Source organism: Bacillus sp. FSL K6-6540 (assembly GCF_038007545.1).
The window spans coordinates 2,957,971-2,971,499 of sequence record NZ_JBBOXH010000001.1; the positions used below are offsets into that span (position 1 = coordinate 2,957,971).

Below are 13,529 nucleotides of genomic sequence, written 5' to 3' on the forward strand. Positions count from 1 at the left end.
AATGTATCAATCTTGCGTAATGATCTAAGGGAGGTTATGTACGATGAAATCTGTATTCAAAAGAGCGGGGATTCTTATGTTAGCCGGAGCTTTTGCGCTGAGTGGATGTTCAGGAGACGCCAAGAATCAGTCGGATAATCCTGATCAGGCTGCGAATTTTAACAAAACGGGTCTTCCGATTGTGAATGAACCGGTATCGTTAAAGATGGTATCCCCGAAAGCAGCATTGGCGCCAGAGTATTCGCAAATGGAAATTTTCAAACGATTGGAAGCGGAAACCAACGTTAAGATTGAGTGGGAGAACATTCCGGATACCGACTTTACAGAGAAGAAAAATTTGCTGCTGGCCAGCGGCAACTTACCGGATGCTTTTTACGGAGCCGGATTCTCCGATTACGAGCTGGTTACTTACGGAGAGGATGGTACCATCCTCCCGCTGGAAGATTTAATTGATCAATATGCGCCTAATCTGAAAGCGCTCTTAGATCGCCGTCCTGACATTAAGTCCTCGATCACGGCACCGGATGGGCATATATACGGGCTGCCTTCGTGGGAAGAGAACAATCTTGGAACAAACCCCTTCTTTCACGTCATCAATAAAAATTGGCTCGACAAACTAGGCCTGAAAATGCCGCAAACATTGGATGAATATACAGAAGCATTAGTTGCCTTTAAAACGCAGGATCCAAACGGCAACGGCAAGGCCGACGAAATTCCGTTAAGCTTTATGCACATGCAGTGGTGTATGGATATTGCTGGCATATTCGGAGCTTTTGGACTTCCGGATAACATGGAACATCGGATCGTCCGCGACGGAAAAGTGATCTTTACTGCTACGCAGCCTGAATATAAGGAAGCATTGAAATATTTCCATGAAAAATGGTATAAGCAGGGCTTGATTGATCCTGAATCGTTCACCCAGGACGCCGCTCAGTATCTGGCCAAAGGGAAAACATCAACCGAAACACTCGGTTCCTATATCTGGTGGGAAGTCGATGAGGTGGTTGGACCGGAGCGAAGCGAGGATTATGCGTTGCTGTCTCCGCTCAAAGGACCGAACGGGGATCAATTGATCGGTCGCGGCAACGGTGGCGGTCCAGGACGCGGCGCTTTCGTGATTACAAAAGAGAACAAGAATCCGGAAATTACGATGCGTTGGATCGATCAGCAGTATGAGCCCTACATGGCTGCTCAAATCCACTGGGGTCCACTGGATATCGTATTCGAGAAGGACGAGAATGGGAAATTGGTAAACCTGCCGCTTCCCGAAGGGACTTCTGCAGGCGAATTCCGTCAAAAAGTCGCTCCAGGCGCTGGAGGACCAGGTGTTATTACCATCGAAGATTTGGGAAAAGTCGTTGATTTGGAGCCTAGAGCCCAGCAGCGCGTTAAAGACTTGGAGAAATATTACGATCCCTATATGGAAAAGGAAAACTATCCGAGTATCTTCTTTGAGCCGGAGGAACTGGACAAAATCAATCGAATTGAGCCCGAATTGATTAAATATGTCAATACCCAACGAGGAAAATTCATTGTTGATGGCGGCGTCGATGAGCAGTGGGACAGCTATGTGAAGACTCTGGAGAAAATGGGCTTGAACGAATTGATGGAGATTTATCAAAATGGGCTAGATCGTTATAACGCAAATCTAAAATAGATAGATAATCAAACGATAGGTGGGGAGAAACTGTGCTTGATGTAATAGCCATTGGGGAATTATTGATAGACTTTACTCCGGTAGGCCGTTCAGTTGGGGGCAACGAGCAATTAGAATGCAACCCCGGAGGGGCTCCGGCTAACGTAGCAGCTGCGCTGTCCCGTTTAGGTGCCAAAGCTGCATTAATAAGCAAGGTTGGTAAGGATCACTTCGGTTCGTTTCTGCACAATACGTTGCTTAGCTGCGAGGTCGACGTGAGTGCGCTTTCGTTTACGGATGAAGCCAAAACAACGCTGGCATTTGTCCATTTGGATGACAGCGGAGACCGATCGTTCAGTTTCTACCGGGAACCGGGAGCGGATACCTTGTTGCGCTCGGAGGATGTCCCGCTCGACAGGATTGGGAACTGCCAGGTGCTCCACTTTGGTTCATTGTCAATGACCCACGAGCCGGCACGTTCAGCAACAAGAGCGGCAGTCGTTAAGGCCCAGGAGGCCGGAGTTTTGCTTTCATTCGATCCGAACATCCGATTTTCGTTATGGGGGAGCAAGGAGGAAGCGAAGCAAAATATCCTGTGGGGCATGAAGCATGCAGATATCTTGAAAATATCAGAAGAAGAGCTTTGCTTTATCACGGGTATAACCGAAGTTGAGAAAGGCTCACTCATGTTACAGCAACAATTCGGCATCGCCTTTATTGTCGTTACGATAGGTGAACAAGGCTGCTATTACCGGGTGGCTGCCCATGAAGGTTATGTCCCAGGTTTCAAAGTGATTACCATCGATACGACCGGGGCCGGCGACGCTTTTCTAGGATGCTTATTATATCAAATACTGGAATGCAACATTTCTTTAAATAAATTAGAAAAACAGCAAATCATTAGCATGCTGACTTTTGCCAATGCTGGCGGTGCATTAGTGACAACACGGAAAGGGGCTCTTCAGTCAATGCCGACGATAGATGAAATCAATAAGATCATGGAGTCACATAAACAGATGGGCGAGAAATTTAGACCGGGAATTCATTTTTCGCCTCCATCCCATTGGATGAACGATCCGAACGGATTAGTCTATTACGAGGGAGAATATCATCTGTTTTATCAACACCATCCATTTAGCAATAAATGGGGGCCGATGCACTGGGGTCATGCCGTAAGTCATGATCTGATTCACTGGCAGCATGAGCCTATCGCTTTGTTCCCGGACGAGCATGGAGCCATTTTTTCCGGCTGCTGTGTAGTTGACTTTAATAACAGCAGCGGATTTTTTGCGGGCGCCCATGGATTGGTTGCGATTTTTACCCATGCGGACACAAGTCCAGAGACCGGGCAGCCGCGCCAGCGGCAAAGCTTAGCTTACAGCAGCGATAAAGGCAGAACCTGGCACAAATATGAGGGGAACCCGGTTCTAACCGAGCCTGATCTGGTAGACTTCCGGGACCCGAAAGTGTTTTGGCATGCACAAAGTGAGCGGTGGATAATGACGATCGTCGCGGGAGACCATGTTCGGTTTTATGGATCAGAAAACTTGCGCGATTGGTCGTTTACCGGGGAATTCGGCCGTGAGGAAGGCTCGCATGACGGGGTTTGGGAATGCCCGGATCTCTTTGAATTGCCGATCGATGACAGCGGGCGTTCTAAATGGGTGCTTGTCATCAGCATTGGGGATAACCCTTCCAGTCCGGAAGGATCACGCACGCAATATTTTATCGGAGAGTTTGACGGAAATACCTTCATCAACGACAATTCGCCTGATCATATCATGTGGCTGGATCATGGTCGGGACAACTATGCAGGTGTTACCTGGTCGGATCTACCTGAGCAAGACGGACGGCGCGTGATCATCGGATGGATGAGCAATTGGAAATATGCCAACGAGACGCCTACCGGCGCCTGGAGAGGCGCAATGACGCTGCCACGCGTTTTGTCATTGACCCATCGGGATGAGGGCATCGTACTAACCCAAATGCCTGTCGGGGAAATCGAGCAGCTTCGAAAAGAATCGTGGGACTGGAATATGCTCACGGTAGCCCCTGAGTTCCCGTATGTGCTGAAGATGAAGGATGACTTGCTGGAGATTGAAGCGGACATCGATATTCGATCAGCCGGCGAGGTTTATATCAAAATGCAATCGTCCGGGCAAAGTGAGACTTCAATCGGATATGATCCTGTACGCCAATGGCTATTCATCGACCGTTCCAAATCAGGCATGACGGATTTTCACGCGTCGTTTGCGTGTAAGCATGGAGCCAGATTGGTTCGGGATAACGGGAAAATCAGGCTGCGTATCTGGCTGGATCGCAATGCGGTTGAAGTGTATGCGAATGAAGGGCTGGTTGCTCTCACGGATCAAATTTTCCCGGATGCCCCGATTAATGAGCTTTCCATAAGTACGGAATCAGGGCAGGTTGTGCTGAACTCGCTCCATGTCCATGCACTTCAGTCTATTCATGCTTCCAATAACAACATCGAACAGACATCAGGGAGGGATGAAGCGTGAGCCAAACATCCGACAATCAGGGGCTGATGATGTATTGGCCATTCGATGAAGGAACCGGAGCCAATGCTGTGGAGAGCATATCTCAAGTACGGGATGATATTCAGTACGTATTTAATCAAGCCGAGTTTACGCAATCCTGCGATCCGCAGTGGAAACCGGGAGTCATGGGAAACGGGCTGCTGTTCGACGGCTACTCGACATACATTTCCCATCGGTTTAAAGAGGGAAATGTGAACCGAAAGACAGAATATCGATCAGCACTGAGTATCGGAGTATGGGTGGCTCCCCGTTCCTATGAATGGGGATTTGAAGGTAAGCTGTCAGCCATCGTGAACCGCTACAACATGGATCGCCAGCAGGGTTATCTACTGGGCATGTTTCGTCATGGCTCCTGGTCCTTCCAAGTCGGGCTGGAAGGAGGAGACTGGAAGGAACTTTGGTCGCCGGACGGTCTTGAACTGCCAAAAAACAATTGGTCTTATATCAATGCTGTGTTCGATGGGCATCAAGGGGAAATGAAATTGTACTTAAACGGCAGCGAAATCGCTTCGGCTGAGCTGCCTAGAAATTCCCGTTTGGCCGAAGCGGTCGACACGGAACTACTCATTGGCAAAAATAATCACAGCAGCCAATGGGCGGGCGAATTTAGCCTTCACATGTTTAGCGGTATCATGGATGAACTCAAAATTTATAATCGCGCTTTGAGCGCGGAGGAGATTGCCTCATCTTATCGGCAAGTGTTGAATGATGCCTGCGGAGGAGTCCATCCGCAATTAGCGTATGATGAGATCAAATTGGATCGGACACCTTTGCTTTTGGATCGACACAGACCGCAGTATCATGCTAGCCCGCCGGCGCATTGGATGAACGAGCCCCACGCTCCGATCTATTTTGATGGTCAATACCACCTATTCTATCAACATAACCCTCTTGGGCCATTTTTTTATCACATTCATTGGGGACATTGGGTAAGCGAGGACCTGGTGCATTGGCGTGATCTTCCTGTGGCATTAGCCCCTGAAAAGGATTCGCTCGCACCGGATGGGATCTGGTCGGGAAGCGCGACCTACGATGCAGACGGCCTGCCTGTCTTGTTCTTTACAGCGGGCAATGACGGTGCTTCGCCTAATCAGAGCGTGGCGCTTGCACGAAGTACCTATACCCGGGATGGAGACCCGGATCTGGTTCATTGGGTCAAGCATCCGGTACCGTTGATTGTACAGAAGAAGGGCATGGGAGTATTCGGGGATTTCCGGGATCCGTTCGTGTGGAGGGACGATGACGGATGGTTTGCATTGGTCGGGTCCGGGATCGAAGGCGAAGGTGGAGCAGCGCTGGCTTTTGCGTCTCAGGATATGCTGAACTGGACATACAAAGGGCCGTTGTTTAAAGCGGATATTCAGAGGTTTCCTTATCTGGGCCCCATCTGGGAGCTTCCCGTGCTTCTTCCCCTTGGCAGTGATAAGCAGGGCGTGAACAAGCATCTTTTACTGGTCAGCCCTGTGGGACAGGGAGCGGATGTCGAGGTATTCTATTGGATCGGGCAGCTTGACAAGCAAAATCTATCATTTATTCCGGATCAAGAGGAACCGCAATTAATTGACGTTGGTGATTTTCATTTTACTGGCCCGAGCGGAATGGTCGATCCGAAGACCGGCAGAAAAATCATATTTACGATTGCCCAAGGCGACCGAACTCTCGAACTGGAATATCAATCGGGTTGGGCTCATAACGCCGGTTTGCCGCTAAGCGTGTATTTGAGGGAGGACGGACGGTTAGGTATTGAGCCGATTCAGGAGCTTCAATCGCTGCGTGGCGCCAAACGGATATCGCTCCAGGACAAATCATTGACTGAGTCGAATGAACTGCTTCAGGATGTTCGAGGCGATATGCTTGAAATCCAGTTGGAAATCGATTCGGGCAGCGCCAAACGATTCGGGATCAAGATCCGCCGTACATCGGATGGAGAAGAAGAGACACTTCTGTTTTATGATATGAACCAATCCATGTTCTCTGTCGACCGAACCAAAACCACACTTGACCCGCGAGAAAAGTGCGGAGGAATCCAGGGCGGCAATGTGGAGCTCTTAGGGGAGAATCTAAAGCTTCACATTTATTTGGACCGCTCCATGGTTGAAGCCTATGCCAACGGATTGAAAAGCCTTACGACCCGGGTGTATCCGAGCCGTACGGATGCTTTGGGGCTTGAAATTTGGGGAGACGGCAGTCTGACAGTCAAATCGATGGAAGTATGGGATATGAAGCCCATCTGGGAAGAGAGGAGAATTTGATATGAATTCAACGGAACAGCAATTTTATTCCTGTCAAGACCTCGTGAAGCGATTATATGATCTTGAATCGCTTGCTGCTCTTTTGAGGGGGTTATTGAGAAATACAAAGGGGATTATTGGGGGCTAAATAACCAATGTTTGAATGCCGCCACCGTTTACTGGTATCAGGAGCAGGGCACAAGCGATGCGTACATGCCCGTTTCCTTGGATGAACGATTAAGCCACTTAAACCATCAGGAGGGATGAAGATGAAGGAATTTTTCTATCGACCGGAGAACGCCTGGGTAGGGGACGTTATTCCCTATTATGAAGACGGGGAGTTTAAGCTGTTCTATCTGCACGGCTGGCGGGATAACTACCGGGAGGGCCTTGATCACGGCTGGTATCTTGTCGGAACGAAGGACTTCGTCAATTATCGGGAAGAAGGACCCTGTAAGATTGAAGGCGGCACCGGTCATATTCTGAAAGTGGACGGCATCTACCATATGTTCTATTGCATATTCCCACCGGGCAAGCAGCTGGTATGTCATGCGATCAGCAGAGACTTGAAGACCTGGGAGCCCATTCCCGAGGATACCTTTGCAGCTGACGACCGCATCTATGAGCTTTCCGATTGGCGCGATCCCTTCGTGTTCTGGAATGAAGAGGAAGGCCAATATTGGATGCTGCTTTCGGCGATGGCGAAAGGGACGACCAATCGAAAAGGGTGCACCGCGCTGCTGTCATCCAAGGATCTGAAAGCCTGGGAGTACCGTGAACCTTTGTACGCGCCGAATCTGCACGTGGGGGCTCACGAATGCCCCGATTTGTTCCGAATCGGGGATTGGTGGTATTTGATTTATTCCTCTTATACGGGAAGATTTGCGACATTTTACCGGATGAGCCGCAGCCTGAATGGCCCTTGGATTACCCCAAAGGAGGATACTTTTGACGGGAGGGCCTTCTATGCGGCCAAATCCGTGGCTGACGGACAGAAACGTTACCTGTTCGGGTGGAATCCAACGAAGAATGACGATTTATTCGGCTGGAATCCTCCGAAGTCCCAGGGCAAGGATTACGACACTTGGGACTGGGGCGGGAATCTGATCGTGCATGAAATCGTGCAGCGTCCGGATGGCACCCTCGGCGTCAAAGTGCCAGATACGGTCGATGCTGCATTTAAAGAACTGATGCCCGTGCGCTTTAACCGTGTTGAGGGAGCGTGGCTCGATTCGGATTGCTCGCTCTCCTGCGAGTCGCCGTATGGGTTTGCTGGCTGCACGACCCGGGAGGATCTCCCAGATCAGTGCAAAATATCCGCGAGTGTTTCATTCTCCGGACAAACACAAGGACTTGGGTTCATGCTCCGAACAGAAGACACCCTGGATGCGGCCTATTATATTACATTTGAACCGCAACGAAACCGCCTTACTTTCCGGGGATATATTATGCAGTCGGAAGAGGGCGGAAAGACATTCCCTTATGAGGTAGAGCTGGAGCGTCCGATTGAGCTTATTCCCGAACGTCCTTACGAAATCAAAGTGTTTATAGACGGCTCGATTTGTGAGATTTACGTGGATGAGAACATAGCGATGAGTGCCAGAATGTACGATATCCAGCATGGGAAGCTCGGTTTGTTTGTCAGTCAGGGCAGTGCTCAATTCAGCGATGTGCGAATCGAGGGTAGAGGATAATATAGAAAAAGTCGAGCAGGTGACCTTATCGTTCCCTGCTCGACTTTTTGAATTAAATTGTCGGATTGCATTCCTAAAACAACCTAGCTGGTTCGCCGAACCATCAGTTCTGTCGGAAATACTTCTTCGACAGGTTCGATGCGCTGACCGTCAGACTCGATCGATTTGATCATCAGTTTGGCAGCGGTCTCGGCTAAATCGTTGATGGGATGCCGTATGGTCGATAAGCTAAGCAGTTCGGAGACGGTTGGCATGTCGTCGACGCCCAACACGGCGAGTTTATCCGGAATGGAAATGTTCAAATCTTTGCACGCTTTTAAGGCTCCGATGGCGGATATGTCATTTAAGCAAAACAACGCTTGCGGCAACTGGTTGTTTTGGACCAAGTTAACTACGGTATCGTATCCGAAAGTTTCCGTCATATCCCCTGTAATAACCGTCGTTAGTTTGCCGTTCTGCCGCAAAGCCTCGCTGGCTCCGTTCAGCCGATCATCGAATCCGGGAACGTGACCGTGCGGATAAGTCAATATGACCAAATTCTGATAGCCTCGGGATAATAAGTGATTCACGCCGGTCTGACCGCTTAGGTAGTCGTCGACGCGGAGCATGTGCGCACCGTAAGATAAATTGTGGCGTCCTATTGTAATGACCGGTACGTTAAGGTTCATTAACCGGGGCATGAATTTTTCCGTATCCATGGTCGCTTTGACGATGATTCCATCGACCATCTGGATATTCATGAAGATTTCTTCAAAGTCCAGCAAGATAATCTTATATCCCAACGCTTTTAATTGATGTTTGATGACTTGGGCAAAATGCAGGAAATATAAGTCTTCAAAATAACCGTCGTCCGTACTGTCTGATAAAACGAGTCCAATTGTGTGCATTCTGCCAGTGATGAGACTTTTGGCAACAGGGTTCACTTGGTAACCTAGCTTGGTTATCGAGAGACTGATTTTTTCTTTCGTCTCCGAGCCCATTTTCTGAAAGTTTCCGTTCAGGAAATGGGAAACCGTTGCGGGAGAAACACCTGCATCTTTTGCGACTTGAACTAATGTAACCCTTTTATTAGCCATTTCTATACCTCTACTTATATGATTGCGATTTTATCGTCGGTTAGCGCGGACGTCTTTCCAGAACACCTGGTAGTGTAGGAAACGCTTGATGCGGTTCGGTCTGATACCAATAGCAAACGGAGCTCACGTCGTCACTTCTTTCAAATAAGGCCTTCCCGTCATGTCCGATCTGTTGGACGGTGACACGTAAATCCTCTTCAAACAAAATGGGGTCAAGAATATGCCAACGATAGAAGCCGCGCATCGGGCAAGCAGCTCCATCGTAAATATGCGATCTCGTATTGTCTGTTACTTGGAAGTGCGGGAAACCCATAAAGGGAGTGGAGTAGGTTTGTTCATGCACCGGATTACCGTTATCGTATTTCACGAAGCCCCATGCACCACCGAAGTAATCCTCCGCACCCGTCCCGCAGATGGTAGGCCATTCTTGGTCGCCGTCGAGATAAAATTTCACTTCCCCTTCACCATACCAGTAACGCGATAAGGAAGTCCAGGCCATGTAAGTGCCGATATACTTCCCTCTTCCTTTAATTCCATCAATAATTGTATAATCCTGCCCGAGCTGGGTTGGATTTTCTCTGCGAAATTGGGCATGGAAATATTCCGTATCCTCCGGGAGTTCGTCGACAAGCACATAATCAAACTGGTAGAAAAACGCCTCGATCTCTTGGGGATGTTCATTCGTTATAGTTACTCTGGCAGCTTTTTTGAAAGGCATCGCGAAGTAACTGTTCATGCCACCAACCGGATTCACGACAATCGGCAAAGAATTGACGACTGCTCTGGCGCCGAAGCCGTTGCAAAAGAAATCGCCCAGCGGAACTTCCACAGAGGGGGTTTCTTCATTGTCCCAATACATCCGCAATACCAAGTCACGCAATACAAACCAACCGGTCTCGGTTTGGTCCGTCACGGTCATCCAGATGTGTTGGATGATGCCGGTGCCCTCAATGTCGACGAGTGTGGCGGTTTCGCCTTGGGCTAACGAGATAAAAGCCTTACCTTTGCGAGCAACGCCAAGCGGGCCGGCTGCTTTTCCTCCTTGGCCTTTTAAGCCATGCGGATTTTCCGCTGTAATCGCTCTGCTTTTTCCTTTCATTCTACCAAAAAGTTGATTCATCGATTGCATGGTTAATCTCTCCTTATTCTTTATCCTTTAACAGCACCGTCGGAAACGCCAGCCATTACATATCTATTCAGTAACAAGTAGGTGGCGATGATCGGGATGATACTGATGCAGATGGCCGCAAACGTCTGTCCCCAATCCGTTGCTCCGAAAGCACCGATGAACTCTTGAAGGCCGACGGCAATGGTTTTATATTGTTTGTCGTTCGTAAACGTGTTAGAAAAAATAAAATCGTTCCAAATGAAAATAAAATTGATGGAAGCAACCGTGATTGTGGTGTTGATCGTCAGTGGAGAAATGACTTTCAAGAAGACCTGATAAATGTTACATCCGTCGATGACGGCAGCTTCAATCAATTCATTGGGTACATATCGGTAAAAGCTGGTGAAGATCAAAATCGATAGAGGCAGGGCAAATCCGACCTGGGGAAGGATCAGTGCCAAATATGAGTTCAGCAGCCCAGATTCTTTGTACATAATAAAAAGCGGGATTAAGGTAACCTGAATCGGAATCATGATTCCAATCGTAAAGAAGAGGAGCAGCTTTGAATTCAGCCTTGACTGCATTTTGACGAGAGCAAAGCCAGCCGTTGCACTTAAGAAGACGATGAGCAGCAGGCAACTGAACGTAACGATGGCCGTGTTTTTGATATAGAGCAGCAGGCTGCTATCTCGAAATACAGCGGCATAGTTGTCGAATGACCATAACGTCGGAAGCGAAAACGGTTTTGTCGTTAATTCGATGCTCGATTTGAAGCTGGACAACATCAGCCAGACCACCGGGTAGATTTGGACGATTAGGATTGCGATAACGATAAAGTACAATAGGAAGGATAAAGCTTTTTTTCTGGATAGCATGTTATGCTTCTCCTTTCCTGGAATTGAATATAGCTCGGATAATGAGTACAGCCAGTAGGCTTTCGATGACGATAAATACGGCTATCGCACTTCCGTAGCCATATTGAATACTAGTGAACGCTTTTTTGTACATATAAGTCGTAACCAATTCAGTTGTTGACCCTTGTACACCGATGATATAAGGGATATCGAATCCTCTTAGTGCCCCGGTGGTGCACATGATGAGTGCCAAACTGAGCACATGTTTGATGCTCGGTAATTTGATATGGCGGATCAACTGCCATCCGTTTACGCCGTCGATCGTTGCGGCTTCTTCTATTTCTTTCGGGATCGCGATGAGAGCCGCGTAAAAAATGACCATGTACATCCCGGTAAAACGCCATCCTTCGGGAATGGAGACAGCGATCAATGCGGTGTGCGGATCCGATAACCACGCGCTTTGCAAATGACCTAATCCGATCCATTCTAGAAACATGTTGAGAAGGCCTAGTGGCTGCAGTGAATAAAAGTTACGAAACATCTGAGCGATGGCAACCGTGACCACAACTGCCGGCAAGTAATACAAGGTTCTAAATAGGCTGGCTCCTTTTTTGACGTATGAGAGTAATAGAGCAAAAAACAGCCCGATAAACACCTGCATGAGTACGACGATCACAACGTACACCAAGTTATTTTTAACGGCATTCCAGAAATAGGGGTCTTGGAACATTTTAATATAGTTGCCTAGTCCGATATAACTGGCGTCCTTGATTCCGTTCCAATCCTGAAATCCGTAATTCAGTGATTGAATGATCGGAACAAATACAGTTACTAAATAAAACAGCAAAGCAGGCGCGATGAAAATTAACCATGCCTTCTTATCCTTGAGCACATTCATGTGAATCTCCCCATTTGTTTTTATTGAGAGGTATCCACCCGAGCCAATGATGCCCGGGTGGATGACATACATTTAGAGCAACCATTAGTTGCTGGCGTTTTGGGCAATGGCGTCGTCAATCTGTTTGGCAAAGTCCTCCGGCGTCATTGTTCCCATTGCCAGCTTGATGATCAAATCACTCATGACAGAGTTGGTATCGGCGTCCAGCAAGGTATCCCATGGTTTGGCAAACTCCGAACCGTAATGATCCATATCCTTTTTGATTCGAAGGAATAGTTCGGAGTACTTGGACTCATCTTCAATCGTGAATTTAAGCGGTGACATCTGCTGTTTAGCGACGTAGACATCGCTATAGTTTTTTAATACGTAACTTAGGAAGTCCTTAGTTGTTTCGTCGAAATTGTTGGTTGTTGCGGCCAGTCCGATCCCGCTGTTTCCGAAAAATTCGTTATCCGGTGTTTTGGCATCGTTGATGGTCGGTAGATAGAAATAATCCACTTGGCCCTTGAGTTGTTCCGGCAGATTTTCGTCTACGAAGGATGGGATTTCCCAAGTACCCATACGATACATGGCCGCTTCGCCGTTAAGGAACATATTCTTGGCCGTCGTATAATCTGTCGATGCAAATCCTTTCTGGAAATACTGCCCGATCTCGGATACAAAATTTGCCGCTTGAATGCCGACGTCGTCGGCCATTTTAGCTTTACCTTGGCTCAGATTCCGTGCAAATTCATTTCCTGTGGTACGGAAAGGGATCATAGCTGCATAACGCAGTACAGGCCAGACGTCAACACCATCCACCGCAATCGGAGTAATGCCCTTGTCCTTTAGCGCCTTGCTGATGGTAAGCATGTCATCGATCGTTTTCGGAACCGTGAGATTATTTTCCTCAAATATCTTCTTATTGTACCAGGTCATTTCCAGATGATACTCCAGAGGGAGAAGGTACAGGCTGCCATCGGGCAGCTCCTGATATTTCAGCGCAGGTTCGTAGAACTGATCATACAAACCTTGCTCTTCCAGGAATTGCTTCATGTCAACGAGCATTCCGGCATCCGCCAGTTCCTTGGCGTACGGATCGGCGTCCGTATCGATAAAATCAGGCAGTTCACCAGAAGCAACTAGCGTTCTTAATTTGGTTAGGTAGGAAGGTCTATCAGCGGTCACTTGAATATCCAGTTTGAATTCGGGATGATCCTCCGAATAGCGGTCCGCCAGTTCTCGAACCGTTTGTATGATTGCTCCGTTTTCCGGCCGGGCTGTTAACCACGTAATCGTATTATCTCCCTTAGTTCCAGCACTACTGTTTTCCGAGCCGCCGCAACCTGCGAGAGCGGTTGCAACTAATGAAAAGATTGCGATAAGCGAGAGAACCTTAGACATTTTTCTCTTTTTTGTCGTCATGTGAATACCCCTTCATTTTTTATTTTTCCAATCAAAGTCTCCTTTAAGGAGACTTTAATTGTTTTGAAAC

General features: G+C 48.1%; 9 protein-coding genes. 4 read left to right on the forward strand and 5 right to left on the reverse strand.

The window, feature by feature from the left end; genetic code table 11:
• The first annotated feature begins 43 nt into the window (after positions 1 to 43).
• The 4 genes from MHH82_RS13315 to MHH82_RS13330 all read left to right on the forward strand — a co-directional run bounded on the left by MHH82_RS13315 (position 44) and on the right by MHH82_RS13330 (position 8,119).
• Positions 44 to 1,657 carry an ABC transporter substrate-binding protein gene (locus MHH82_RS13315; RefSeq protein ID WP_015734846.1) on the forward strand — a complete coding sequence of 538 codons (1,614 nt, stop codon included), beginning with the start codon at positions 44 to 46 and terminating at the stop codon, positions 1,655 to 1,657.
• 32 nt (positions 1,658 to 1,689) lie between these two features.
• Positions 1,690 to 4,155 (forward strand): PfkB family carbohydrate kinase, encoded by a 2,466-nt coding sequence (locus MHH82_RS13320; RefSeq protein ID WP_340966106.1) that lies wholly within the window; start codon positions 1,690 to 1,692, stop codon positions 4,153 to 4,155.
• Positions 4,152 to 6,446 carry a GH32 C-terminal domain-containing protein gene (locus MHH82_RS13325; protein WP_340966108.1) on the forward strand — a complete coding sequence of 765 codons (2,295 nt, stop codon included), beginning with the start codon at positions 4,152 to 4,154 and terminating at the stop codon, positions 6,444 to 6,446. Before MHH82_RS13320 ends, MHH82_RS13325 begins: the two co-directional genes overlap by 4 nt.
• A 248-nt stretch (positions 6,447 to 6,694) precedes the next feature.
• Entirely contained in the window at positions 6,695 to 8,119 is a 1,425-nt protein-coding gene (locus MHH82_RS13330; protein WP_340966109.1) for a glycoside hydrolase family 32 protein, read from the forward strand.
• A gap of 83 nt (positions 8,120 to 8,202) precedes the next feature.
• Here the strand turns inward: MHH82_RS13330 and MHH82_RS13335 are convergent, their stop codons facing one another.
• From MHH82_RS13335 to MHH82_RS13355, 5 genes are all read right to left on the reverse strand, one after another.
• Positions 8,203 to 9,195, reverse strand: coding sequence for a LacI family DNA-binding transcriptional regulator (locus MHH82_RS13335; protein ID WP_015734851.1), 993 nt, complete (start codon positions 9,193 to 9,195; stop codon positions 8,203 to 8,205).
• 40 nt (positions 9,196 to 9,235) lie between these two features.
• Positions 9,236 to 10,324 carry a glycoside hydrolase family 172 protein gene (locus MHH82_RS13340; protein ID WP_340966112.1) on the reverse strand — a complete coding sequence of 363 codons (1,089 nt, stop codon included), beginning with the start codon at positions 10,322 to 10,324 and terminating at the stop codon, positions 9,236 to 9,238.
• Positions 10,325 to 10,344: 20 nt separating this feature from the next.
• Entirely contained in the window at positions 10,345 to 11,178 is an 834-nt protein-coding gene (locus MHH82_RS13345) for a carbohydrate ABC transporter permease (protein ID WP_340966114.1), read from the reverse strand.
• Between the two features lies 1 nt (position 11,179).
• Positions 11,180 to 12,055 (reverse strand): carbohydrate ABC transporter permease, encoded by an 876-nt coding sequence (locus MHH82_RS13350; RefSeq protein ID WP_015734854.1) that lies wholly within the window; start codon positions 12,053 to 12,055, stop codon positions 11,180 to 11,182.
• Positions 12,056 to 12,139: 84 nt separating this feature from the next.
• A complete protein-coding gene (locus tag MHH82_RS13355; protein WP_340966116.1) occupies positions 12,140 to 13,459 on the reverse strand; it encodes an ABC transporter substrate-binding protein in 1,320 nt (439 codons plus the stop codon).
• Positions 13,460 to 13,529 lie beyond the last annotated feature (70 nt).